The sequence below is a fragment of the Bradyrhizobium sp. USDA 4353 genome (genome assembly GCF_054063215.1).
In genome coordinates this window covers 4,338,674-4,363,911 of sequence record NZ_JBSSGB010000001.1, presented here as the reverse complement: position 1 = coordinate 4,363,911, position 25,238 = coordinate 4,338,674, and the positions used below count along the sequence as shown (strand labels likewise).

The following is a 25,238-nucleotide window of genomic DNA, read 5'->3' as shown; positions in this document are numbered from 1 at the left end:
ATCGGTGAACCCGGATGTCGCTTCGCTCGTCCGGGCTACGTCCCTGGCGGGCCGACAAAGTCAAGAAGGCTGGATGCAGCCGAGCAAATCGTGCGAGGCTCCGCGATCTCTTCTCTCACAAACACCGCTTCTCGCCCATCCCCCTCGATCTGAAAGGCAAAGATCGGATTGTTGTAGACAAAACCTCCGTGCTCGGTTGCGACCACCCATCTGTTGTTCCGGCGCCAGATGAAGATCAAGCGGCGAAATTTGCCGGTCAAGACCACGTCCGTGGCGTCGAACCATGCGCCAACAGGCACGATCTCGCCGACGCGTTGCGTCAGAGCGCGGACCAGCTCCGGAGGCACATCATCAAATCGACGAAACGCTGGCACGCCCGCGGGCGACGGGCATTTCGGGAGTGCAATCGGGTCCCAAGGCAACATGAGAACCACACCAACAAACGCTGTTGGAACGAGCATGAGGACGATGATGGCGAGAACGATCTTCTTCACACGATGGCTCCCAGGTCTCCGGGCAACGCGCGCTGCTGTCATAGTCGCCGCCTCGCATGATCGATGAGCACGCGGAGCTTGGGCGCGAGGTTCCGGCGCCTCGGAAAGTAGAGGTAGAATCCGGCAAACGGCGCGGAGAAGCTTTCGAGCAAAGGCACCAATTCCCCACGCGCGACGTAGGGCTGGAACGTCTCCTCCATGCCGAAGGTGATGCCGCCGCCCGCGCATGCGGTGCGGATCATCAACAACATGTCGTTGGTCGTCAGGCTGGGCTTCACCTCGACATTGAAGTCCCTGCCCGCTTCGGTGAACTCCCAGCGATAGGGAGCAGCCAGCGGGGCGGGCCGCCAGCCGATGCAGGCATGATGGATCAGATCGCGCGGGTGCGCCGGCGCGCCGTGCTGTTCCAGATAGCTCGGTGCGGCAAAGGCCAGCTGCCTCTGATCTCCGGACACCGGGACAGCGATCATGTCCTGCGCGATGACTTCTCCGAGGCGCACGCCTGCGTCGTAGTGCTCGGCGACGATGTCGAAGGTGTCGTCGGTGATGGTGATGTCCAGTTCGATCGCGGGATAGGTTTGCATGAACGAGGCCAGCAATGGCCCGGAGATGAAGCGTTCGGCGATGGAGGACACGGCCAGCCGCAGCAGGCCGGACGGGGGTCCGGCCTTGTCGCCGATCTGCTCGGCGGCGGCATTCAGCGCGCCGATCGCCGGCGCGACATCCGCATAGAAACGGCGTCCCGCCTCGGTCAGGCTGAAGCTGCGGGTCGTCCGGCTGACCAGGGAAATCCCGAGATGGTCCTCCAGCTTGCGCATGGCCTGGCTGACGGCGGACCGCGTCACGCCCAGCCGGTCCCCGGCAAGGCGGAAGCTGCCGGCATCGGCCACCGCCACGAACAGCTCGATGATGTTCTTGTCGATCCGCATTGGTTAGAAATGCTTACCACCGAGGCAAGCATTGGGCAAATTGTCGTGACAATGCTGCCCACCTAGCTTCCGCCCGTCACCAACCGACGGGAGTTGAACATGGCTATCGACAAGGTCGTCCTGATTACCGGAGCTTCGAGCGGCATTGGCGCCGGGATCGCACGAGAGCTGGCGGCCGCGGGCGCGCGGCTGCTGCTGGGCGCGCGCCGCCTGGATCGGCTGGAGGCGCTGGCCGCCGAGCTGCGCGCGGCCGGCCGGACCGCCGAGGTTCGGGCGCTGGATGTGACCGACCGCGCCGATGTCGCCGCCTTCGCCGAGGCTGCGCGCGCGCTGTGGGGGCACGTGGACGTCATGATCAACAATGCCGGCATCATGCCGCTCTCGCCGATGGCCGCGATGAAGGTCGAGGAGTGGGACCGCATGGTCGACGTCAACATCAAGGGCGTGCTGAACGGCATCGCGGCGGTGTTGCCCGGCATGCTCGCGCGCGGCTCCGGACACATCATCAACATCGCCTCGATCGGCGCTCTGCAGGTCGTGCCGACCGCCGCCGTCTACTGCGCGACCAAGCACGCCGTGCGGGCGATCTCGGACGGGCTCCGGCAGGAAAACGACAAGCTGCGCGTCACCTGCATCCATCCAGGCGTGGTGGAAAGCGAGCTCGCCAGCACCATCACCGACGAGACCGCAGCCGAGATGATGCGCAGCTATCGCGCGATCGCCCTTCAGCCGGACGCGATCGGCCGCGCCGTGCGCTATGCCATCGAGCAACCCGACGATGTCGACGTCAACGAGATCGTCGTCCGGCCGACGCGGGCGCCGTGAAGCGCGGGCGGCTCTACCGCAAGAGCACCTCGAGCAGGTTGGCGAGCCGGGCGGCGGCAAGTGCCGCCTGCTTGCGGGCGAGATCGCGGGCGTTGGTCTCGTACTCGCGCGTCAGCTCCACCGGCTGCTTGTCGGTGCGAATGGGGGCAGCATAGGCGACAGACTTGGCGAGATCGAAGCTCTCTTGCGCCCACACCGCGGGGTCGATGATCTGCGCCTTGCCGGCGTCGGGCGTGACTGATGACAGGCCGCCGCGCTGGTCGGCGTCGAAGATCGCGCCGAACACGCTCGAATAGCCGCCGAAGATGCCGTCCCAATAAGCGTGCAGATTCTGCGTCTCGCCGTTCGCGGCGATCACCTGCTCCTCATTGCCGCCGCGGTCGCCGCCCTTGTCCGGCAGCGCGGCCGAATAGCGGGCGATGGCGTGCAGCGGCTGGTGTAGATCCCCGACGAGGTGGATCATCCAGCTGAGACTGTAGGAGCGCAGCGCCTCCGAGGCGTCGGTGTTGGCTGGCAGCTTCGCGATCATCAGCTTGAGCTGCGACACCGCATCCACAGCATCAGGGCGCGGCAGCGGCGTGTCGTCAGCCGAGAACAGCGCGTCCTTGTAGTGCCAGTACTGATGCTTGAGATGACCGTACGGCACCAGCTGCTTCGCCGTCGAATCCGTCACCTGGTCGTCATAATAGTCCGGCTTCATCTTGATGTCGTCCGGCCAGGTCGCCGCGTGCACGAAGGCGTAGAGCTTCTCCTGGCCTGCGGGCGCGCCGGCGATCCAGCCGGGATAATCCGGGTTGAGCTTGAGCAGCGCATCGGCCCGGTCCCGCGCCGCCGGGGACAGCTTCTTGTAGGCCAGATACGCGATCTGCATGTGGCCTTCGTCCCACCATGCCAGGGCCTGCGCGGCGGGCCACAATATCGTAACGGCCAATGCAATCGTCAGCTTGCGCATCGCAAAGTCCCCTCGGGTCATTCGAAAAAGCACGGGATCGGGCAATGGTCGCGAGCCTAACGTGACCAGGAAAGATTGGCAATTTCACCATCGCTGCACCGGATAGCGAGCCAAGCCGTCGTCATGCTGGCGTCACACGGGGGCGTATTCATGGTCGATATGCAGGACCGCCTTCGGTGCCAGATCCTCATGGTGAGGAGCGCCGCGCCGCACGTGGCCAATTGCAAGGCGAGAGGCCTCGGGCGCGGCGCGTCTCGAACCATGAGGCCGACAGCCGGGCCTCGCCCTTCGAGACGCGCGCCAAGGTGGCGCGCTCCTCAGGGTGAGGAGCAGCGGCGCATCAAGGGTGCATCACAAGGGTGCATCAACGGGGAAGCTGCGCAGGAGCAAGTTCGACGTCGAGAGAGATATCAAATGACGCGAGACCTCCTTACTGCTCATCCTTCGGCGGCATGCGCGGCGGCAGCAGCGGCGTGAAAGACACGCCGTCGCCGGCATTCTTCGCCGCCTTGAACTCGCCGGTCGAGGGATCGCCGCCGGCGGTCTCGATGATCGCCCGTGGCAGGATGTATTCGCGCGCGGCGTCGATGACGCCGCCGTCGCCGGTGCCGAAATCGGCGGCGCGGCCGCCTTGCGGGTGGCCGGCGGCGATCTGGTCGGCGGCGTGCTGCGCCTTCTCGGCGAGCGTGTCGCTGTAGGGGATGCGATAGGCGCGCGGCACGCCGCTCGGCCTGTTGTCGTCGTCGAGCCGCTCGACCCACAGATAGACCGCGCCGGGGTCGCCCTCGACGCTGTGCGGATCGACGATCCTGACCTGCAGCACCTTGAAGGCCTTGGGCAGCCGGTCGACGCTGGCCCAGCCGAGCAGGCCGCGGGCGCCGACGAAGCTGCCGACGTAGAACGCACTGGTGACGACGACAGCGACGGCCTTCACGGGCCATGGCAGCCGCGCATAGACCAGCACCAGCAGTAGCAGCGCGCCGATCAGCGCGTAGCACACGGAGAGCGTGACGATGACGGTTTGCAGGCTGCTCGTCATCGGCTGATCATCCTGACGCCGGTCTTGGGATCGAGATCGGCGCCATTGGCGCGGACGTTCCGAAAGGTCTCGAGCAGCGATTTCGGCCGGCGCTGCACGTCGATCACCTTGCCCGTGGCATCGAGCTTGAAGCGCAACGCGGTCTTCTCGTCACCGGAATGATCGAGCACGACCTTGTCGTCGAAGATCACCTGCGCGGTGGGGTTGAGCTTCTGCACCTTGACCTTGGCCTCGACCGGCGCGCCGCTGACGTTCTGGAAATGCGAGATGTTGACGGTGTATTCGCCGGCGACGATGCCCCGGATGGTCACGATCTCCTCGCGGATGGCCGAGGGGATCTTCAGCCCGTTGACGAGGATGAAATCGTTGGCGCCGCCGCGGTCGTCGCGATCGAGCGTGAGAAAGCCGGCCTCGCGATGCCGGTACCAGGCGATGTTGCCGACGGGGTCCTGCACGAACAGGTCGAGATCGTCGGGATGGTTGTCGGGCCAGTCCATCGTGATCAGGAACTCGGCCTTGCTGTCGACCTTGCCGTCCTTGGCGTCCGGCGAGATCGCGAGCACGGCGATGAAGAAGAAAAACGCGACGATCTGCAGCGCCTTGAACAGCATGACGCTGAACGGATCGAATGGCTCGTCGCGCGGATAGAGCCCGAAATCGTCCATCATGCGCCCTGCTCCGCGCGCTCCATGGCGCGCTCGAGCCGCGGCGTCACCCGCGTTTCCGTCAGCATGACGGCGTCGGAGAACACGCGGCCGGTGGCGGCATCGAGCATGTAGTACTGGATGCGCACGAGGATCGAGCCGACGAGGCCGGCGAGCGTGGTGTACATCGCGACCGCCATGCCGTCGCTCATCAGGCCCATCGAGGACTTCATCGCGAGCTTGTCGTTGACATCGAGGCCCGCGATCGGCGCCAGCATGATGATGAAGCCGATGATGGTGCCGAGCAGGCCGAGCTTCATGAGGGTGTCCGAGGCGAAGCCGCCGAAGCCGTTGGAGCCGCGCAGGCGGTCGGCCAGCGTGCGCAGCAGCAGCGTCTGGTCGAGCCGCCCTGCCCCTTGCGTCCGCGCCTTGGTGACGAGACTCTTGATGTGATTGGTGACGAGGCCCTTCGGCAGCACCTGCGCATCCGGCTCGAGCGCGCGCTCGGCATCGGGGCCGATCAGCACGGCGCGGCAGCCTCGCGCCGCATCCGCCTCACGCGCGATCGCCCGCGTCCGCCAGAAGCAGTGACAGCAGGTCACGACATAGAGCACGGCGATGATACTGGAGATGTAGGTGCGGTCGGAGGCGACCATGAGATGGAAGTAGCCGTAGCGCGCCAGCACCACGGCGGCGAACACGGTGAGCCCGGTGAAGATCATCCAGAGCAGCAGAGGGCCGCGCTCGGCGGGATCACGCGCGGGTTCCACCCGGTCTGTATTGCTGACCACGCTCATGCATCGATCTCCCCGGTGCTGCGCCCGTTATGTCCGGCGCATTCAGGAGAGAGTTAAGCAGAGCGGGGAAACGCCGTCCAAAGACATCTGCGACAATGGTGCGCGGAGAGGTTCACAACCTTGCGCTTGCTGCGGTGCGGCCGCCGCCTTGTCGCCTCACATCAGCGGCTGGTCCGTCAAAATGGATGCAAGCGGACGAAACCTGCGGAGCGATTGGCGGCAGCGGCCTGAGGGATCTGTAGGGTGGGCAAAGGCGCCGCCGTGCTATGTCCTCGACAGAGATCGCAGTGGCGCCGTGCCCACCGTTTCGCGGCGGAGCGCGCTGGCCGATGGTGGGCACGGCGCGCGACATCTCGGCACGAACCGAGATCGTGCCATGCGCCTTTGCCCACCCTACAAGCTCCATGCGCTAACGCGCCGCGAGCCCGCGCAACAACAAGCTCAGCACGGCATCGACGCGCGCCTGGCAGGTGCAATCAGCCCATTCATCGGCGTGAGCCGGGTGATGGAAGCTGCGGGTGGCATCGAAGATCGCGGCGGCGGCGGTCTTCGGGTCGGCGACATCGAACGCACCCTGGGCGACGCCTTCCGTGATGATGCCTTCCACCTGGGCGATCAGGTCCTGCTTGTGCGCCCTCACCACCATGCAGGCCTCGCGTGCAAGGGTCAGATAGGTCGCGAACATCTCGGGATCTTCGCAGACGCGCTTGTGCTTGGCGTCGAACAGCTCGCGCAGCCAGCGCTCGAGCTTGGCCGGCGCAGGGCCCGGCTCGGCGGCGATCTGCGCCAAGGGCTTGCTGACGCGCTCAAGCCAGCGTTTCGCCACGGCTTCGCGCAGCGACGCCTTGCTCGGGAAGTGGCGGTAGACGGAGCCGTGGCTGACATCGAGCGCTCTCGCGACGTCGACGACCGTCGCTTTGGCGAGCCCATAACGGCGCAACACGTCCTCGGTGACTTCGAGGATGCGCTCGGATGTCAGAACCACGGCCTCATTCATGCGTGCACCATATCGGCATCACGGGGATGCGCTTTGATCTGGATCGGCTCGCCCCTGTCGGTAACCGAGACTGCGTCGAACTTCGCAGCCTGCGCTTCCAGATGGCGGGCAATCTGGAGATTCAGCCAGTCCTGGAATTGTGTGTGGAGCAATCGCTTTTCAATCTTCATCGAAGCGGTCCTTCGCATGTGAAACCGCTGAACCCATGGTCAGACAGTGCTAGTTGATCATGCGTCGAACATACACCATCGCGCTGACAGATTTCAATATCTGTCAGCGCAATTTTTGATTTTGGTATTTAGATACAGGCGAACGCCCTATATCGGACCGGAAACCCGCCGTTTGTGTCACCCCGGCGGCTCTGGTAGAGCACGGCGTAAAATGCTGCTGGCGCGGCCGCGATGGTCCCGCCCACCTCACCTCCTGCCTCGGAGAGCCCTGATGATCCCCCGCTATACCCGTTCCGAAATGGCCTCGATCTGGGAGCCGCAGACCCGGTTCAAGATCTGGTTCGAGATCGAGGCGCATGCGGCGGATGCGCTGGCCGAGCTCGGCACGATCCCGAAGGACGCCGCCAAGACGATCTGGGCCAAGGCCAAGGACGCTACCTTTGACGTCGCCCGCATCGACGAGATCGAGCGCGAGACCAAGCACGACGTCATCGCCTTCCTGACGCACCTGGCCGAGATCGTCGGCCCCGAGGCGCGCTTCGTGCACCAGGGCATGACGTCCTCAGACGTGCTCGACACCTGCCTCAACGTGCAGCTCACCCGCGCCGCCGACCTGCTGCTCGCCGATCTCGACAAGGTTCTCGCCGCGCTGAAGAAGCGCGCCTTCGAGCACAAGATGACGCCGACCATCGGCCGCTCGCACGGCATCCATGCCGAGCCGGTCACCTTCGGCCTCAAGCTCGCTTATGCCTATGCCGAATTCACGCGCGCCCGCGAGCGCCTGGTCGCCGCGCGGAAAGAAGTCGCCACCTGCGCGATTTCGGGCGCCGTCGGCACCTTCGCGCAGATCGACCCGCGCGTGGAGGAGCACGTCGCCAAGGCGATGGGCCTGACGCCGGAGCCGGTGTCGACCCAGGTCATTCCGCGCGACCGCCACGCGATGTTTTTTGCAACGCTGGGCGTGATCGCCTCCTCGGTCGAGCGCCTCGCCACCGAGGTCCGCCACCTGCAGCGCACGGAAGTGCTGGAGGCCGAGGAGTTTTTCTCGGAGGGCCAGAAGGGCTCCTCTGCCATGCCGCACAAGCGCAATCCGGTGCTGTCGGAGAACCTCACCGGCCTCGCCCGCATGGTGCGCGCCTATGTGACGCCGGCGATGGAGAACGTCGTGCTCTGGCACGAGCGCGACATCTCGCACTCCTCGGTCGAGCGCATGATCGGCCCCGACGCCACCGTCACGCTCGACTTCGCGCTGGTGCGCCTCGCCGGACTGATCGAGAAGCTCCTGGTCTACCCGGCCAACATGGAGAAGAACCTCGACAAGCTCGGCGGCCTCGTCCACTCGCAGCGCCTCTTGATCGCGCTGACCCAGAAGGGCGCGAGCCGCGAGGACTCCTACAAGCTCGTCCAGCGCAACGCGATGCCGGTGTGGCGCGGCGAAGGCGACTTCCGCACTTTGCTCAAGGCCGACCCCGACGTGAAGAAGTATCTGACTGATGCCGAGATCGACGAGCAGTTCGACCTCGGCTACCACCTCAAGCACGTCGACACGATATTCAAGCGCGTGTTCGGCGAAGGCTGAGCACGCCTCGGGCGGGGCGGACTGCGCGTCAGTCCGCCTCCTCGCACTTGTCCTGCTTGACCTTGAACATCTTGCGGAACTGGGTCTCGAGCGCGCCCCGCATCGCCTCCATCTTCCTCTCGCGGTGACGGCACCAGCAGCTACAGCTTCTTCAACGAGACGGCCGCATCGCCCTTGTTGTTGAAGTAGAAGCGATACAGCAGCCATGGAAACAGGATGGAGGTATCGTTGACGTAGACGAACACCTCGCCATCGCTGCGGGCCGTGAACCTGGCTGTCCAGCGGCGGCTGCCGGGTGATTCCTGCTGGAAGGCCGGGAGATGCTCCTCCAACCCCGTGCTGCCCACCCGCACGATGGGCGCGAACCAGTTCGACCAGATCAGCCGCTTGAAGGGTATCCCGGGGAGTTGCGTCCAGGTGCCGTAACCGAAGCCGGCCGGGGTCGCCGGGATGCCGCCATCGCTCCACTCCTCGCCGACGTCGAGCGCAATCTGATAGGTCTCGCCCTGCGCCACCGTCAGCGCGGTCGGATAGCAATGGTGCCGTGTTTCGAACACGGGCCGGATGCTTCCACCGGGATACGCGCCGATCTCCGTCGCGTCGACCTCGACTGGCCGCAGCGACTCCTTGCAGAACAGGCCGGCCGTATTGGCCGCGCCGAACGCAAGCCACCAGAACAGCCAGAACATGATCCCGGTGGGGAGGATCCACGTCTTGAGCAGATAGAAGCCAGCGACATACCAGCCTTGGCGCCGCAGCGAATAGACCGTCGCGCGCCAGCCGGTCACCGGCTTGTGCCGTGACGGATCATTCCAGGCGATGCGGGCGGCGTCGCGGATCGTTCGCTGCAGGGAGGAGCCCCACACGGTCAAGCCGACCGCCACGGCTGCTCCGATCAGCAGGAAGCCTGGGGAATCCCGGAACGCGACGAACCAGGGATCGAGAAACTTCGGCAGGAACGCTGCGGCCGCATTGACCAGGGGATCGCCCAGCCCATGCAGCGGGCCATAAAGGAAGCGCGGCCAGTAGATGACGAAAAAAGGAATCGCCGCGACGAACAGCAGCGCGAACATCGTCGCAAAATAGACCACGCGGCGCAGCCACACCCAGCTCCAGACATCATCCTGGACATGTGTCCGAGCGGCCCCCCGATCGCACGGATGCAGCGCATCGACGGGCGCGCCGGTGCCGTCGGTCAGACGGTAGCTGGCGGGCACGACGACCGGCGCATAGTGATCGGTCCCCGCCTGGATGCGTTCGAACACGGTATGGTGGATGACAGGCTTCACCGGCCGCAATGGCGGCTGTGGCAGGCTCGGATGCAGATCGCCAGCAAGAAGCTCCGTCTGCGGCTTGAACGGCGAATGCAGCAGCCATTTGATGCGACTGATATCGTAGCGCAGCGACAGCCTGTAGGGTGGAGCGTCGTAGATCTCGCGCAGATTGCGCGGCTTGTAGCGGTAGTAGGCGGCAAGCCCCTTGCGGGAGTCGTTGAGCTTGTCGAATGGATCGATCTCGGGGTCGCTGAGCAGCCTGCGCCGCTCATCGAGATAGACGAGGCCATAGGCCTTGGCGCGATCGAGCATCCAGTCGAGCGTCACATAGGACAGACCGTCCTGCGGATAGCCGCCGCCGATGTCGGAATGCACGCCGGTGAACCACACCTGGCTGATGCGCTCGCGGTCACCGGCCGGCAGATCGGTGCGCAGACGCGGCGGCGGATCGGCGCGTTTCGCGGCCTCGCTGCGCGGATCGTGATCGATGCCGAACAGCCAGTCCGTCTTGTCACTCCGGCCGGGCACAGCCTCGTCCCGCCCCCAGACATAGCGCTCGTCCCAGATCACCGGGCGGAACGCATCGCGCTCCTCCTCGATCGCCAGCGCATGGCAGGCACGATGGATCTTCGAGCTCATGAACTGGTCCGGCATCGACAGCGGCCAGATCCAATAATCGATGGCGCGGGTCATTTCCTCGATCGGACCGCCATAGGCGTCGACCGTGTCCCAGATGCCGACGAAATGGATGCTCTCCACCGGAATGGACGGCGGCTCGGGCTTCAGATTGAGCCAGCTGCGCAGCTCGCGGAGTCCCCAGTCGCGGATGCCGCGGAGATCGAGGCCGATCCTGCCGAGATATCTGAGGACGCCGCTGTTGTAGCGGCGCCGGTAGCGGCGATAGGCATCGGCCGCGAACCGCGCCAGATCGGCGTCGTTGTTGTCGTAGGGAACGAGCCCCTGTCCCGCGATCATGGCCGCCACGATCCGGATCGTGAAGGCGCCGCGGCTGAAGCCGAAGCAGTAGATGCGATCGCCCGGGCGGTAGTTGCGGCAGCAGAAGCTGTAGATCGCGATGACATTGCGCTTCAGCCCGAAGCCGAAGATGCCGCCGAGCGCTGCGAACAGCTTGAACGACGAGGTGCCGACACCGTCATCGTAGAACGCGATCTGCCGGCTCGGATCGCGCAGATCGAGCAGTTGGAACAGCCGCCAGACATTGGTCTTGAACACCGCCTTGGCGCTGTTGCCGGTCCCGTCGGACAGCAGCACGATGTTTCTCGGAGCGGTGTCGTTACCTGGAGCAGTATTGGACATAAGGTCCCCCCGACCAGAATGCCGACGCGGAGCTTGGGCTGCAATTGCAGGAAAAGCAAGGCACAATCCTTGCGCGAGCGTCCCCATACGTCTCGGCGTGTTCAGTCCGCTTCTCGCGACGGCGACAGCGACCGTGCGCGCCACTCGCATCACCCAGAAATGATCGAAAGACACCCTCATCCAGTTGTCGTGCGCGGCGACGTCGACCTCTGATCCTTCGACATCGCGCGAGCGTGGTTCTATGCAGGCCGCTCCCTCCGCGTGCGAGACCCGACGATGACCGAGACAACGACCGCCTATGATCCCTGGCTGCGATGGATTCATTGGGCCACCGCCGTGCTGTTCATCGCGGCGATGCTGATCGGGCTGTATTGCGGCCTGCAGCCGGCGGGGACGTCGCCCCGGCGCGAGCTGCTTGAAATTCACAAATCGCTCGGCGTCACGCTGTTTCTGCTCGCGATCGCCCGGCTGATCGTGCGGGCGCGTACGTCCGCCCCGCCCGCGCCTGCCGCGTTCGGTCCGATCGTCCGCGCGCTGTCGCACTTGAATCATTGGGCGCTCTACGTCCTGCTGCTGATCATGCCCGTGACTGGCTACATGTTCTCGTCGGCCGGCGGCTACTCGCTGCGCTACTTCTGGACCTTCAGCTGGCCGCGCCTGTTCGCCGGCGACAAGGCGGTCGCCCATGCCGGCGAGATCGCGCATGATACGCTGGCCTATGTGGTGTATCTCGTCGTCGGCCTGCACATCGCAGCGACGCTCTGGCACGAGTTCGTCAAGAAGGACGAGACGCTGGCCCGGATGTGGCCGCGGCGCAGCGCCTAGTCTGACGACTGCTCCCGTTTCGATCACAATTCGACGCGCGAGCATCGTAGCGCAGCCAGCCGAGGGGCCCTCTCACGAGCCCCTCGTGACGATCGTCAACGCCGGCCCGCGCCTCGCTCGATGCTGCCTTGACAGGGATTCGCCGGTTGCAAATCTTTTTTGCCACACGTATCCTCTCGACGTAGTTGGTTACTGGACCACGAATTGTATGGCACCGCCCACGAGGCAGGATGATTCGTCGTGGCCGATGAACGAGTTTTTTCCGTTGTTGCGGTCTGATTGGTCGACAAATCTATTTTAGTCATCGCTTCCGGCGAACAGCTATTGGCGGAGGGTGCGCGGTCGGAGGTCGTGAGAAACCCTCACTGAACTGACGCTTAATCTCGCGACGTCTAAACGGCGCCCTCGGTTCGACTCGAGAACTGCCGGCCGATGCGGCCAGTACGACGGTGCTTTGCGTGATGCGACGGTATGAATAGATCGACTTTCAATCTTCTCTTTTCCGTGGAGGACGCTCATGCGCCATAGTCAATCCGGATCAGTTCTAAATGTGCGAGCGATCGGCGGGCTTCATGTCGTCACCCTTGGGTGGGATTTCGCCGAGGCCGCACTAAGCAAACGCGATGATCTCCTTGGCTTTGCCATCGAGCGTGTCGAGTTCAAAAATGGTCAACCGGTCGAACGCTATTTCCTGCGCGGCATCAAGCGCTTCAAGTTCAAGGACGAAGGTCTTGCTCCGGGCACGCCGGTGCCGACCTCTGAGCACCCTATTCAGTCGTTCCAGTGGGGCGACTATACGGCCAAGCCCGCGACGACCTACGAGTTCACGGTGATCCCCTGCTACGGTAAACCGAAGCTGATGACGCTCGATCGCGCCTCCGCAACCACCGTCCGGATCACCACCGAGGCAGAGGCAGGCGGCATCGCCACCGATCAGACGGCGCACGACATCTATTTCAATCGGGGAGTAGCGGGCTCTCAGGCCTTTGCGCGAAAGTTCGGCGACGTCGAGCTTGATGAGGACAATCCGCAGTCGGAGCCGATGGTCTGGCTGTCGCGCGGCCTGTTCGAGGCGCTCACGGCGTTCATCGGCAGAGCCGCGCAGGAAGATGCCGCCGACTACAAACTGCGCGCGATGTTGTACGAGTTTCGCTATCTCCCGGTCGGCCGCGCCTTCAAGGCCGCCGCGGACGCCGGAGCCGACGTCGACATCCGCTATGAGGCGCAGAGCTACGAAGAAGACAACGAGGCGATGATCAAGAAGGCCCGGATCGGCAGGATCTGCACGCCACAGCGATCGCGCGCCGGCATTCGCCACAACAAGTTCATCGTCCTGATCCACAAGGACACGCCGATCGCGGTCTGGACCGGATCGACCAACATTTCTGCCGGCGGCATTTTCGGCCATTCGAATGTCGGCCACATCATCTGGGACCAGGAGATCGCGGCGAGCTTCCTGCGTTACTGGGAGCGGCTGGCCGATCCCGACGTGAAGGCGGCCGCGCTGAAGGCTGCGAACCTCGAGGAAGAAGCGACCCCTGCGCGCAATTCCCGCCCCCCTGCGGACCGCATCCTGACGCTCTATTCTCCCCGCGACGACAAGGATGACGAGCAGACGCTGCATTGGTATGCGGATCTCGTGGCGAACGCCAAGCAGATGGCCTGCATAACATTCGCCTTCAATCTCGATCCGTTCTTCGAGGAGGCGCTGTTCGCGGGCGAGAACGTGCTGCGTTATGCGCTGTTCGACAAAAATCCCGGGAAGCAGGTCGAGGACGAGGTCGTTCAGAAGCGGACCACAGTGATCGCGCCCGGCGCGATCCTGAAGCCCGGCGATTTCGAGCTGTTCCTCGGCGAGAAGCTGTCCGGCTTCAACAAGAACCTGTACATCCACGACAAGTTCATCCTGCTCGATCCGCTCGGCGATGATCCCGTCGTGGTGACGGGGACCGCGAATTTCAGCAAGCCGTCGCAGACGGCGAACGACGAGAACATGCTCGTCATCCGCGGCAACACCCGCGTCGCCGACATCTACTTCGGTGAGTTCATGCGGGTGTTCGATCACCTCTATGCGCGATACATCGTCAAGAAGCTCAAGGGCGAGCACCGGCAGGACCCGGATTCCGGTTTCCTGAGGGAGAACGCTCAGGATTGGGTGCCGGCTCACTTCAAGCCCGGACCAAAATCCCTGCGGCGCCGGCTGTTCCTGGGCAATGCCCCCACGACGCGCTGATACGACCCATCGACCATCGGTCGGCGGCCCGGCCGATGGTCGCGCCACGGCCTACATCGGCTGGGCCGCCGCTACGAGATCGCCGGCGCGCTGGTCCTGCTTGAGCAAGGCGGCGAGCTCGCTCTCGTCGAGCGTCTCCTTCACCAGCAGCCTGCGCGCGGCGCGCTCCAGGACGTCGCGCTTGTCCTGCAGCAGCTTGCGCGTGCGCTCCAGCGACGCGGTCACGATCGCCCTCACCTCGGTGTCGATGGCGTCGCCCGCGGCCTCGCCATAGTCGGCGCTGCGCGAGGCGCCGGGCGCGAGGAACGACTGGTTGTCGCGCTCATAGGCGACCGAGCCCAGCTGCTCGGACATGCCGTAGCGCGTCACCATCGAGCGGGCGATGTCGGTGACACGGCGGAGGTCGTCCGCCGCGCCGGTCGACAGATGGCCGTAGACCACGAGCTCCGCGGCGCGGCCGCCGAGCAGCACCGCCATCTTGTTCTCCAGCTCCTCGCGGGTCATCAGGAAGCGGTCCTCGGTCGGGCGCTGGATGGTGTAGCCGAGCGCGCCGACGCCGCGCGGGATGATCGAGACCTTGTGCACGGGATCGGTGCCGGGCAGGCTCATCGCGACGATCGCATGGCCCATCTCGTGATAGGCGACGATCTCGCGCTCCTTCGGATTGAGCAGCCGGTTGCGCTTCTCCAGGCCAGCGACGATCCGCTCGATCGCGTTGTTGAAATCGTCGAGCGTCACCTCGTTGGCGCCGCGCCGCGTCGCGAGCAAGGTCGCCTCGTTGACGAGATTGGCGAGGTCGGCGCCGGTGAAGCCCGGCGTCAGCGCCGCCACCTTCTCGGGGTCGACGTCTGCGGCGAGCTTGGCCTTCTTCAGGTGCACGCCCAGGATCTGGATACGGCCCGGCTTGTCCGGGCGGTCGACCAGCACCTGGCGGTCGAATCGGCCGGCGCGCAGCAGCGCCGGGTCGAGAATCTCCGGACGGTTGGTCGCCGCCAGCAGCACGAGGCCAACGGAGGAGTCGAAGCCGTCGAGCTCGACCAGGAGCTGGTTGAGCGTCTGCTCCTTCTCGTCATGGCCGCCGGCGAACGGGCCCATGCCGCGGGCGCGGCCGAGCGCATCGAGCTCGTCGATGAAGATGATGGCCGGCGCCTTGGCGCGGGCCTGCTCGAACAGGTCGCGCACGCGTGCAGCACCGACCCCGACGAACATCTCGACGAACTCCGAACCGGAGATCGAGAAGAACGGCACGCCGGCCTCGCCCGCCACCGCCTTGGCGAGCAAGGTCTTGCCGGTACCGGGCGGGCCGACCAGCAGCACGCCCTTGGGCATGCGGCCGCCGAGCCGGCCATAGGATTTCGGATCCTTGAGGAAGGCGACGATCTCACGCAGCTCGTCCTTGGCCTCGTCGACCCCTGCAACTTCCTCGAAGCGCACGCCGGTGTTGGCCTCGACATAGACCTTGGCCTTGCTCTTGCCGATCTGCATCAGGCCGCCGCCGAGCCCGCCCGCGCCGCCCATCATCCGCCGCGACAGGAAGTACCAGACGCCGAAGAACAGCGCGATCGGCATCACCAGCGAGAGGATGTCGCCGAGAATGTTGCTCTCGACGCGACCGGTGAAAGTCACATTGGCCTTGGCGAGCTCTTTCGCGAACTCCTGGTCGACGCGCGTGGTCGCAAAGCGCGTCTGTCCGCCGGGCAGCGGCTCTTTCAGCGTGCCTTCGAGATAGTTCTCGGAGACGCCGACCTCCTTCACCTTTCCGGCCAACAGCAGGTCCTGGAATTGGCTGTAGGGAATGACGGCGACCTGACGATAGCTCGTCCACGCATTGTGGATCATCATCGCGACGAAGATCGCGACGACAGCGTACCAGAGATTGAAGCGGGTCTGCTTGGTCATGGGTCTCTCAAGATGTGATCAGTCAAAAACGAGCGGCCGCAAAGTGCGGATCAAGCTGCTTGTCGTCAGTTGCCCGCCTCTGCCTTAGGAACAAAGACGGTCACGGCGCGCGGCAGCACGGAGAAGCGGGCCGGCGTGAAGGTGACGAGCTCGCCATCGGCATTGATCGGGCGCGGCCGGCGGGTGCGGATCTCGAACGACGTGTCGCGCGAGGCGCGGACCTCCTGCCACAGGCCATGGCGTCCCTTGCGGAAGTCATAGGCCATCGCGAGCAGCTTCCAGACGCGGCCGATCTCCAGCGAGTAGAGATCGAGATGGGAATCGTCGATCTCCGCATTGTGCCGAACCGCCATGCCGCCGCCGTAGTAGCGACCGTTGCCGACCGCGATCTGCAAGGTCTTCACACGCACCGCGCCGTCCGACGACACGATCATCGCGCGAAACGGCCGCGCATTGGTGAGCACCCTGAGCGCGGTGATCGCATAGCCGAGCCGGCCGAAGCGCCGCTTGGTCTCCTTCGTCAGTTGCCGCGCGAGCTCGGCGGACAGTCCGAGGCTGGCGACGTTGAAGAACGGATGGCCGTTGACATCACCGAGATCGATCTGACGGCGGTGACCTGCCGTGATCACGTCGGCGGCAGCCTCCATGCCCTCGGGCAGGCCGAGCGTGCGCGCGAGATCATTGGCAGTGCCCGCCGGGATGATGCCGAGCGGCAGGCCGGTCTTGACCAGGGCTGGAGCTGCCGCATTAAGGCTGCCGTCCCCGCCTGCAATGACGACCGCCTCGGCATCATCGGCATGCGCCTCGATCCAGGGCGACACCTCGCGGGGACTGTGCGGCGCCGAGATCACGAGGTCATAGCCCGCAGCGCCCAGCCGCGACACGGCAATGCCGGCCGCCTCGCCACCGGAGCGGCTGCCGCGGTTGATGATCATCAGCAGCCGGCGCGTCGTCACGCCCTGGCGCGGCGGCCGTGCCGTCGTCATCGATGCCTGATCGTCCCCCGCGCTCACGCCATGCTCCCGTACACCATATACCAGCCGCCGCGAATCATTCCGCGCCGGTTCCATACAAAGGTCCGAGCGGCCGCGCGGGTTCCATCACGATCGCAGCCCGACATCGGTTGAGCCGATGCCAGGGAAGCTGCGTCATGCACGATGTCGGAATGAAATGGTCGGAAGCGGAAGCCGCAACGGCTGATAGTTACAAGCGACGCGTGTGGCCGCATCTCGTCAAACTCCCAAGAGAACCGGACACGCGGACTGCCGGCTGCGCCCCGAACGGCGAATGACCGCCAGCGGTATCTGGCATGAAAGAGAGTCCGACATCATAGTCGTGCAAGTACCTTGGCAGGACTATCAGAGGGGCCCGGATCTCCGGCCCCCTGGAATTAGTTCGCGGCCAAACGGCTGCAAGGCAGCAGACACTCTGTCGCACCTCCGGTTCATCGTGATCATTCATCTTGCTGAACGCGCGGCTCAAGCGACGGGGTCTTGAAAACCGCCCCGGAGACACATACGTCCTTGGCGTACCCCTGGTCCGGGCCCCTCTGGTGAAGCTGCCGGTGCGCTCACGATGTCGGACCTGACATCAATCTCACCGGTTTGATCAAGAGGACCCGTCGTGGAATTCCTGTTCATCGCGTTTGCTGGCAAGCCGCTCTGGATGTGGCTCGCCTTTCTTGCAATCGTGCTCGCCCTCCTCGTCTTCGATCTCGGCATCGTCCACCGCAAGACGCGCGAAATCTCGGTGCGCGAAAGCCTCGTGATGAGCGCGGTCTATATCATGCTCGCGCTGGTGTTCGGCGCCTGGGTATGGTGGCAGCTCGGCGCCGAGGCCGGCACCGCCTATCTCACCGCCTTCACGATCGAGAAGGCGTTGGCGATGGACAACGTCTTCGTCATCGCGATGATCTTCAGCTATTTCGCGATCCCGCGCGCCTATCAGCACCGCGTGCTGTTCTGGGGCATCGTCGGCGTCATCGTGCTGCGTGCGATCATGATCGGCCTGGGTGCTGCGATCGTCGCGCAGGCGAGCTGGGTGCTCTACGTGTTCGCCCTCTTCCTGGTCGCGACCGGCGTTAAGATGCTGGTGTTCAAGGACAAGCCGCATGATGTCGGCGCCAACCCGGCGCTCAACTGGATGCGCCGCCGCTTCGACGTCACCGATCGCCTGCATGAGGAGCGCTTCTTCGTGCGCCAGCCTGATGCGAGCGGCAAGATGACCTGGTTCATGACGCCGCTGTTCCTGGCGCTGATCCTGATCGAGTTCGCCGACGTCATCTTCGCCGTCGACAGCGTGCCCGCGATCTTCGCGATCTCGACCGATCCGTTCGTGGTCTACACCTCGAACATCTTTGCGATCCTCGGCCTACGTGCGCTGTACTTCGCGCTCGCCGCGATGGTCGACCGCTTCCAGTATCTGAAGCTGGCGCTCGCTGCGGTGCTGATCTTCATCGGCTCGAAGATCTTCCTCGCCGACCTGCTCGGGCTGGAGAAATTCCCGCCGGCGCTGTCGCTCGGCATCACCTTCGGCCTGCTCGGCGCGGGTATCGCCTACTCGCTGTGGAAGACCCGTCCCGCGATCGAGCAGGTGAAGTGAGCAACGCGAGGCGACGGCGTGTCCATGAACGATGCCGCAGCGAACGATGAGGTCGCATCCCCGCCGCGCCGTCACAACGGCCCGATCAGCCGGCGGCTGCTTGCGATCGCGCGCACCGTGCGGTCGGAGGAGCCGTCGGTCGGCGAGCTGTTCGACCGGCTGGAGTCCGAGGGACTCGGACTGACTCTGCTGCTGCTGACGATCCCGGCGCTGATCCCGCTGCCGGGGCCGTTCGGCATGGTGTTCGGCACCTTCGTCGCGCTGGTCGCGCTGCAGATCCTGTTCGGCGCCGAGCGGCTGTGGCTGCCGGAGACGGTGCGCCGCCGGCCGGTGCCGCAGCGGCTGCTGCGCAAGATCATCCGCGCCGGGCTCGACTGGGCCGGCTATGCCGAGCGCGGGCTGCGCGAGGACCGGCTGGTCTGGCTGACCGGACGCACCGCGCGGATGCTGCTGGCACTGCCGCTGCTGCTGATGGCGGTCACGATCATTCTTCCGATTCCGATGGGCAATGTCATGCCGGCGCTGGCGCTGATCGCCGCCGCGATCGGCTTCATGGCGGGTGACGGGCTCGCGGTGCTGCTGTCGATGCTGATTGCGGCGGCCGCGGTCGTCTGGACCGCGGTGTTGCTCTACACCGGCGCCGCCGCCGCAGACTATGCCGCTACGCTACTGGCGCGTCTTGCCGTCGAGCTGCGGACGTTGCTGGCCAGCATCGGCGTCGATCTCGACTTCGCCGCCGGTGTGTCGACCGTGTTTGCGTCAGCGGCGGGCCTCATCGCCCTTGTCCTCTGGATCCAGACGGTCCGGGAACGGCGTCACCGCGGCAGCGCATTGGATGTGTCACAAGACCGGCGCGAGCGCTCGCGCGCGGTGGCGCGCCGGAGCCGCAGCCTCATTGCAGCCGCGAGCGTCGCAACGGCGGCCGCAGCGATCTTCGTTGCGACCCGTCTGATGCTCACCGGAAAGATCTGAGCTGTTGCTGGTCCTCGCCGGCCACCAGGATGAACATTTTCCCGTGAGGCGAAAAGGCGCAGCAATCGATTTTACCGTTGAAATGGCGGGAAAAAATAAAAGCGAAGGTCTTGGCATGCCAATGATCCGTCACATCGCGGAAGAATAGCCGCTGTCTAATCCCGCTAACTTGCGTTAGATCTGACATGACAGTCATCAAACCGTTACAGAATCGACACATGCAGGATTCGAACGCACCGACGTCGGTCCGGGGCGTTGACCGAGCCGTTGATGTAGCCGGCACGGCCGACGAGACGATCCGCAGCTCGGCGAACCCTTCCGCGCCCCCGAGCCTTTCTTCATCTGAGGCACAGGTCGCTCACGCCGACGCCCCGCTGCCGACGGCCGAGCCGACACCACCGGCTCTGCCGGATCCAGCAGCGAGCTCGGGCGAAGAGATCGAGCTGAAGCTGCTCGTGCCGCAAGATCATCTCGCCGACTTCCACAACGCGCCCATCATTGTCGCGCATGCGCGCAACAAGGGCACGCGCAAGCATCTCAAATCCGTCTACTACGACACGCCCAAGCACGCATTGTGGAAGAACGGATTCACCTTGCGGGTCCGCCAGAGCGGCGCACGCTTCGTGCAGACCGTGAAGGCGCAGCACAGCGACGATCCGCTCAAGCGCGGCGAGTGGGAGGCGAGCGTATCCTCGCTCGCGCCCGACGTGACGCTGGCCACAGCGCTGCTTCCCGAGGAGCTGCGCGAGGTCCTGACGGATGCATCTCTGGCGCCGGTGTTCTCCGCGGATGTGCATCGCCACGCCCGTCTGCTCGATCTGCCGGGCGCAACGATCGAGATCGCCTTCGACAGCGGAACGATCACGGCCGGCGATCACAGCGAAGCCGTGAGCGAGATCGAACTGGAGCTGAAGAGCGGCGATCCCACGGCGATCTATGACGTCGCGCTGCGGCTCAGCGAACATGGCCCAGTGCGTCCGACGATCCGCAGCAAATCGGCCCGCGGCTTCGACCTCGCATCCGGCCGCGCGCCCGGCGCGGAGAAGCCGCGCAAGCAGGCGCTCGACCCGGCGGTCTCGCTCGACGAAGCCTTCGCCGTCATCCTGCGCGGCAGCTTCCATCACATGCTGCAGGCGATGCCCGCGGCGGAGGACGGCCGCGATCCGGAAGGCGTGCATCAGCTGCGGGTCGCGCTGCGCCGCCTGCGCGCCGCGCTGCATCTGATGCGGCCGCTCGGCACCTCGTCGACGCTCGACGGCCTGGAATCCGATGCGCGCTGGCTGGCGCAGAATCTGGGCACCGCGCGCGATCTCGACGTCTTCCTGACGCAGACGCTTCCGGAGATCGCGGAGGCGTGTCCGACCGTCGCCGGCTTCGACACTTTGCGCGAGCTTGCGGAACGGCACCGCGACCTCGCCTATCGCAAGCTGCGTATTGCGCTGTCCGAACGCCGCTGCACCTCGTTCGTGCTCGGGCTCGGCGGCTGGATCGCAACCCGCAGCTGGCGCAATGATGTCTCTCCCGATGAACTCGGTCGGCTCGCGGGACCCGCCATTGACTTCGCCGGACACGTTCTGTCGGAGCGGCATCAGAAGGTGCTGAAGCGCGGCCGGCGCTTCAAGAAGCTGCCGGCGGAAAAACGTCACAGGATGCGGCTCGCGCTGAAGAAGCTGCGCTACAGCATCGACTTCCTGCTGCCGCTGTATGCTGGAAGCAAACCGGCCAGGAGATATGCCAAGTCGCTCGCCGGCCTGCAGGAGCAGCTCGGCCACTACAACGACATGGCCGTGACGTCCGGCGTCATCGACAGCCTCGGCACGACCTCGACGGACGCGGCGATCGCCGCCGCCGCGATCACCGGCTGGCATGCGCATGCGATGGCGGGTATCGAGGAGCCGCTGCGCGAGGCGTGGCGCGCCTTCTCGAAGACGCCGACGCCCTGGCAGCCCGAGGAGGCGTGATCCGTCGGCTCTGGTTCCGCTGGATCCAAATCCGCATTGATCTGGTTCAAGTCCTGCGACCGTGATGCATGTCAGGATGAAACCCATGAAGATATCCAGCGTGACCTGTCCTCATTGCCGTGCGGCCTACGAGATCGCGGAATCGACGTCCGTCATCGGCGCCGCCGGACGGTTTGATTGCGGCGTCTGCGGCACGCCGCTGGTGGCATGGGACGAGCCGAAGCTGCGGGCTTTCCGTCTCGAGGTCGCCCCCGAGCACAAATATCCGCGCGTGCCGACGCCGCCCTGCTTCGCCTGACAAGGACGTTCCGGAATCCGGAACGTCCTGCCATGAAGCAATTCTGCCACGACGTGCGGCGCATCCCTGCATGGCACCATGGCCGGACGCCGCTTGCCGGGATATTTGGCGCGGGCCATAGTCTGGCCATCGCGCGGTCGATGCGCGGCCGTTCGGGCCGCGTCTGCCGCGGCGTCGACATCCATCAGCGAGCAGTTCTTTCCTCATGCCCATCATCAACAGCATTGCCGCGCTCTCCGACGAAATGGCCGCGTGGCGCCACGACTTCCATGAAAACCCAGAGCTGCTGTACGAGGTGCATCGCACCGCCGGCATCGTCGCGGACAAGCTGCGCGAATTCGGCTGCGACGAGGTCGTGACCGGCATCGGCCGCACCGGCGTGGTCGGCGTGATCCGCGGCCGCAACGCAGGCTCCGGCAAGACCATCGGCCTGCGCGCCGACATGGATGCGCTGCCGATCGAGGAAACCTCGGGCGTGCCCTACGCCTCCAAGACGCCGGGCCTGATGCATGCCTGCGGCCATGACGGCCACACCGCGATGCTGCTGGGCGCCGCAAAGCATCTCGCCGAGACGCGCAATTTCGACGGCACCGCGGTGGTCATCTTCCAGCCGGCCGAGGAAGGCGGCGCCGGCGGCAAGGCGATGGTCGATGACGGCCTGATGACCCGCTGGGGCATCCAGGAGGTCTATGGCATGCACAATATGCCGGGCGTGCCGGAAGGCCATTTCGAGATCTCGCCGGGCGCGATGCTCGCCTCGGCCGATGCGATCCACATCAAGGTCACCGGCAAGGGCGGCCATGGCGGCGCCGGCCCGCACAAGGCGGTCGACAGCATCCTGATCGCCTCGCAGATCGTCAACGCGCTGCAGTCGATCGTCGCCCGCAATGTCGATCCGTTGAAGTCGGCTGTGATCTCGATCTGCTCGATTCATGGCGGCACCACCTTCAACGTCATCCCCGAGACCGTCGAGATGCTCGGCACCGTCCGCACGCTCGATCCGGAGATCCGCGATCTCGTCGAGAAGCGCATCGTCGAGGTCGCCGAGGCAACTGCGCGCGCCTATGGCGGCACGGCAGAGGCGATCTATGAGCGCAAATATCCTGTGACGATGAACCACCCGGCGCAGGCTGCGTTCGCTGCCGACGTTGCCCGCGACGTCGCGGGCAGCGAGCGCGTCAACGACCGCGCCATTCCGCTGATGGGCGGCGAGGATTTCGCGTTCATGCTCGAAGCCCGCCCCGGCGCCTTCGTCTTCATCGGCATGGGCCCGGGCAACGAGTGCCACCACCCGGCCTACCGCTTCAACGACAACATCCTCAGCGCCGGCGCGTCCTACTGGGTGAAGCTCGTCGAGAAGAGCATGCCGGCGAACTGATCACTCATGACACGTAGGGTGGGCAAAGCGGCCGCCGAAAGGCGGCAGCGTGCCCACCTTCGAGCGGCATGCTCGGCCGCGAGACGGTGGGCACGGCGCTTCGCGCCTTTGCCCACCCTACGGCCTGAATGAGCAGTCTGGATTGCCTCGCTGCGCTCGTAATGACGGCGTGGCGGACACCACCGGCTCTCCAGGCTCCGTCATCGCGAGCGCAAGCGAAGCGATCCAGGGGCTCCGCGCACCGGCCGCAATGTCGTGCGCTTGATGCACCCAAGAGAACGGTTCGGTCCGCATCGAAACGTCGGGCACGGCTTCGCGGCTAGAAGGACATCCTTCTCCGCCCGCGAGGCCCTCATGCAGCGCCGCTCCGACCTCACCCGCGAACTCGCCCTCCTGCTGCTGCTCTCCACCTTGTGGGGTGCCTCCTACACCTTCATCAAGATCGGCGTCGAAACCATCCCGCCGCTGACCTTGATCTCGGCGCGTACGCTCATCGCTGGCGTCCTGCTCGCGGCGATCATCAGCGGCCGCGGGCTCGTCTGGCCGCCCGAGCGCGCCACGTGGCTGCGCTTCCTGGTCCAGGCCGGCCTCAACAGCGTCATCCCCTTCACGCTGATCGCCTGGGCCGAGCGCAGCGTCGAGGCCGGCCTCGCCACGATCCTGAACGCGACCTCGCCGATCTTCACTTTCCTGCTGACCGTGCTGGTCACGCGGCATGAGCCGGTCACCTGGCGCAAGCTCGTCGGCGTCATCGCAGGCCTCGCCGGCACCTGCCTGATCGTCGGCGTCGAGGCCCTGCACGGGCTCGGCCAGCAGTTCTGGGCGCAATGCGCGATCGTCGCGGCGACCATCTGCTATGCGGGTGCTGCGATCGTCGGAAAGGGCTTCAAGGGACTCGACCCGATGCTGCCGGCGGCCGGCTCATTGCTTTCCGGCGCCGCGATCCTGACCCCGCTCGCGGTTCTGATCGACCATCCCTGGACGCTCATGCCGTCGTCGTGCTCGGTGCTGGCGCTGATCGCGCTCGCAACGGTGTCGACCGCCGCTGCCATGGTGATCTATTTCCGCCTGGTGCAGACGCTCGGCTCGATCGGCGCCACCGCGCAATCCTATCTGCGGGTGCCGATCGGCGTGGCCATCGCCGTCACCAGTCTCGGCGAGCAGCTCGCGCCCACCGTCTGGATCGGGCTCGCCTGCATCGTCATCGGGGTCATCGCGATGACGTTGCCGGCGCGTCGGTCGACAGCGGATCATCCAGCCAAAGGTTGACCGCCCCCGCCAGCACTGCTTTGAACCGGGGACGGCAACGCTGGATCGTTCAAATGCAGCACATCTTCATCACGGTTCTCGTCGCGCTGGCGACCGCGATCGGTCCTGCTGCGGCATGGGCCGAGATCCCCTACGCGATGTCCGAGCATCCGTCGCAGGATGGCCGCTGCGAGGGCGATACCGGCAAGGCCGATCTCGATCGCGACGAGCAGGCCTGCCTTGATCAGCTCAAGGGCGTCGTCCGACGCAACGGCAAGGCGCTGGAGATCACGTTCAAGGACGGCTTTACCCGCAGTTACGTGACGCGGCTGCCGGATGATCTGCCCGGCCACGAGGACGACTCGGTCGAATACAAGCTCGTCGGCTACTTCCCGGAGCACGAACTCCTGCTGATCGAGATCGGCTATTCGGAAGGGGTGCAATGGATGCTGCTGCGGCTCAATCGCGGCATCGAGACCAAGGTCCATTCACCGCCGCATTATTCGCCGAGCCATCGCTGGCTGTTTTCCGTCTGCTCCAGCATCGGTCCGTCCGGCTGCGGCAACGGCATGGACATCGTCGCCGCGCCGTTCGACCTCAAACAAGGCGGCTGGTCCTATCTCACCCCTGACGACGACGACACGCTGTACGAGTTCGCCGGATGGGACGGCGACGATCGCGTCAAGCTCGTCGCAACCTTCAGGGTCGGCAACGAGATGAAGCCGTTCCCGGCTGCCGTCGAGCGCATCAATGGCCGCTGGCAGCTCAAGCTGCCGAAGCAGCACCGCGTGCCGCCCCGCCGCTAG

The 25,238-nt window shown here is 65.2% G+C and carries 23 protein-coding genes; 12 read left to right on the top strand and 11 right to left on the bottom strand.

Going from position 1 to position 25,238, the window contains the following annotated elements; translation table 11 throughout:
- Nucleotides 1-35: 35 nt before the first annotated feature.
- Both ACVILH_RS19550 and ACVILH_RS19545 read right to left on the bottom strand, forming a co-directional pair.
- On the bottom strand, nucleotides 36-494 hold the full coding sequence (locus ACVILH_RS19550) for a hypothetical protein (RefSeq protein WP_456714350.1): 459 nt from the start codon (nucleotides 492-494) through the stop codon (nucleotides 36-38).
- A 38-nt stretch (nucleotides 495-532) separates the two neighbouring features.
- On the bottom strand, nucleotides 533-1,423 hold the full coding sequence (locus tag ACVILH_RS19545) for a LysR family transcriptional regulator (RefSeq protein WP_456714349.1): 891 nt from the start codon (nucleotides 1,421-1,423) through the stop codon (nucleotides 533-535).
- Nucleotides 1,424-1,522: 99 nt separating this feature from the next.
- On the opposite strand from ACVILH_RS19545, the gene ACVILH_RS19540 reads away from it, so the two are divergent.
- Nucleotides 1,523-2,248: an SDR family oxidoreductase gene (locus tag ACVILH_RS19540; protein WP_456714348.1), complete on the top strand. Its 726-nt coding sequence runs from the start codon at nucleotides 1,523-1,525 to the stop codon at nucleotides 2,246-2,248.
- Between the two features lie 13 nt (nucleotides 2,249-2,261).
- Here ACVILH_RS19540 and ACVILH_RS19535 read toward each other — a convergent pair whose 3' ends face one another.
- From ACVILH_RS19535 to ACVILH_RS19510, 6 genes are all read right to left on the bottom strand, one after another.
- Nucleotides 2,262-3,200, bottom strand: a complete 939-nt coding sequence (locus tag ACVILH_RS19535; RefSeq protein ID WP_456714347.1) for a S1/P1 nuclease — start codon at nucleotides 3,198-3,200, stop codon at nucleotides 2,262-2,264.
- 430 nt (nucleotides 3,201-3,630) lie between these two features.
- Nucleotides 3,631-4,239: a hypothetical protein gene (locus ACVILH_RS19530; protein ID WP_456714346.1), complete on the bottom strand. Its 609-nt coding sequence runs from the start codon at nucleotides 4,237-4,239 to the stop codon at nucleotides 3,631-3,633.
- A complete protein-coding gene (locus ACVILH_RS19525) occupies nucleotides 4,236-4,907 on the bottom strand; it encodes a hypothetical protein (RefSeq protein WP_456714345.1) in 672 nt (223 codons plus the stop codon). Before ACVILH_RS19525 ends, ACVILH_RS19530 begins: the two co-directional genes overlap by 4 nt.
- Nucleotides 4,904-5,680 carry a MotA/TolQ/ExbB proton channel family protein gene (locus ACVILH_RS19520; protein WP_456714344.1) on the bottom strand — a complete coding sequence of 259 codons (777 nt, stop codon included), beginning with the start codon at nucleotides 5,678-5,680 and terminating at the stop codon, nucleotides 4,904-4,906. Before ACVILH_RS19520 ends, ACVILH_RS19525 begins: the two co-directional genes overlap by 4 nt.
- A gap of 409 nt (nucleotides 5,681-6,089) precedes the next feature.
- A complete protein-coding gene (locus tag ACVILH_RS19515; protein WP_456714343.1) occupies nucleotides 6,090-6,677 on the bottom strand; it encodes a TetR family transcriptional regulator in 588 nt (195 codons plus the stop codon).
- Nucleotides 6,674-6,847 (bottom strand): hypothetical protein, encoded by a 174-nt coding sequence (locus ACVILH_RS19510; RefSeq protein WP_456714342.1) that lies wholly within the window; start codon nucleotides 6,845-6,847, stop codon nucleotides 6,674-6,676. Before ACVILH_RS19510 ends, ACVILH_RS19515 begins: the two co-directional genes overlap by 4 nt.
- Before the next feature lie 271 nt (nucleotides 6,848-7,118).
- Between ACVILH_RS19510 and purB the strand changes: the two genes are divergently transcribed.
- The gene (purB, locus tag ACVILH_RS19505; RefSeq protein ID WP_456714341.1) at nucleotides 7,119-8,426 is read left to right on the top strand and encodes an adenylosuccinate lyase; all 1,308 of its coding nucleotides are present in this window, start codon (nucleotides 7,119-7,121) and stop codon (nucleotides 8,424-8,426) included.
- 140 nt (nucleotides 8,427-8,566) lie between these two features.
- Here the strand turns inward: purB and ACVILH_RS19500 are convergent, their stop codons facing one another.
- Nucleotides 8,567-10,972: a DUF2235 domain-containing protein gene (locus ACVILH_RS19500; protein WP_456714340.1), complete on the bottom strand. Its 2,406-nt coding sequence runs from the start codon at nucleotides 10,970-10,972 to the stop codon at nucleotides 8,567-8,569.
- A gap of 321 nt (nucleotides 10,973-11,293) precedes the next feature.
- Here ACVILH_RS19500 and ACVILH_RS19495 point away from each other — a divergent pair, with 321 nt between their 5' ends.
- Nucleotides 11,294-11,842: a cytochrome b gene (locus ACVILH_RS19495; RefSeq protein WP_456714339.1), complete on the top strand. Its 549-nt coding sequence runs from the start codon at nucleotides 11,294-11,296 to the stop codon at nucleotides 11,840-11,842.
- A 517-nt stretch (nucleotides 11,843-12,359) separates the two neighbouring features.
- Nucleotides 12,360-14,075 (top strand): phospholipase D-like domain-containing protein, encoded by a 1,716-nt coding sequence (locus ACVILH_RS19490; protein ID WP_456714338.1) that lies wholly within the window; start codon nucleotides 12,360-12,362, stop codon nucleotides 14,073-14,075.
- Between the two features lie 51 nt (nucleotides 14,076-14,126).
- Here ACVILH_RS19490 and ftsH read toward each other — a convergent pair whose 3' ends face one another.
- Together ftsH and ACVILH_RS19480 are read right to left on the bottom strand one after the other, a co-directional pair.
- Nucleotides 14,127-15,974, bottom strand: coding sequence for an ATP-dependent zinc metalloprotease FtsH (gene ftsH, locus ACVILH_RS19485; protein WP_456714337.1), 1,848 nt, complete (start codon nucleotides 15,972-15,974; stop codon nucleotides 14,127-14,129).
- Nucleotides 15,975-16,039: 65 nt separating this feature from the next.
- Nucleotides 16,040-16,987 carry a lipid kinase gene (locus ACVILH_RS19480; protein WP_456714336.1) on the bottom strand — a complete coding sequence of 316 codons (948 nt, stop codon included), beginning with the start codon at nucleotides 16,985-16,987 and terminating at the stop codon, nucleotides 16,040-16,042.
- Nucleotides 16,988-17,597: 610 nt separating this feature from the next.
- On the opposite strand from ACVILH_RS19480, the gene ACVILH_RS19475 reads away from it, so the two are divergent.
- From ACVILH_RS19475 to ACVILH_RS19440, 8 genes are all read left to right on the top strand, one after another.
- Complete coding sequence (locus ACVILH_RS19475; protein WP_456714335.1) at nucleotides 17,598-18,575, top strand: TerC family protein; 978 nt, start codon at nucleotides 17,598-17,600, stop codon at nucleotides 18,573-18,575.
- 18 nt (nucleotides 18,576-18,593) lie between these two features.
- Nucleotides 18,594-19,547: an exopolysaccharide biosynthesis protein gene (locus ACVILH_RS19470; protein ID WP_456714334.1), complete on the top strand. Its 954-nt coding sequence runs from the start codon at nucleotides 18,594-18,596 to the stop codon at nucleotides 19,545-19,547.
- Between the two features lie 4 nt (nucleotides 19,548-19,551).
- Nucleotides 19,552-19,695, top strand: a complete 144-nt coding sequence (locus ACVILH_RS19465; RefSeq protein ID WP_456714333.1) for a hypothetical protein — start codon at nucleotides 19,552-19,554, stop codon at nucleotides 19,693-19,695.
- A gap of 70 nt (nucleotides 19,696-19,765) precedes the next feature.
- Nucleotides 19,766-21,508 (top strand): CYTH and CHAD domain-containing protein, encoded by a 1,743-nt coding sequence (locus ACVILH_RS19460; protein WP_456714332.1) that lies wholly within the window; start codon nucleotides 19,766-19,768, stop codon nucleotides 21,506-21,508.
- 85 nt (nucleotides 21,509-21,593) lie between these two features.
- Nucleotides 21,594-21,806 (top strand): hypothetical protein, encoded by a 213-nt coding sequence (locus tag ACVILH_RS19455; RefSeq protein ID WP_456714331.1) that lies wholly within the window; start codon nucleotides 21,594-21,596, stop codon nucleotides 21,804-21,806.
- 205 nt (nucleotides 21,807-22,011) lie between these two features.
- On the top strand, nucleotides 22,012-23,184 hold the full coding sequence (locus ACVILH_RS19450; RefSeq protein ID WP_456714330.1) for a M20 aminoacylase family protein: 1,173 nt from the start codon (nucleotides 22,012-22,014) through the stop codon (nucleotides 23,182-23,184).
- 354 nt (nucleotides 23,185-23,538) lie between these two features.
- A complete protein-coding gene (locus ACVILH_RS19445; RefSeq protein WP_456714329.1) occupies nucleotides 23,539-24,453 on the top strand; it encodes a DMT family transporter in 915 nt (304 codons plus the stop codon).
- Between the two features lie 53 nt (nucleotides 24,454-24,506).
- A complete protein-coding gene (locus ACVILH_RS19440; RefSeq protein ID WP_456714328.1) occupies nucleotides 24,507-25,238 on the top strand; it encodes a hypothetical protein in 732 nt (243 codons plus the stop codon).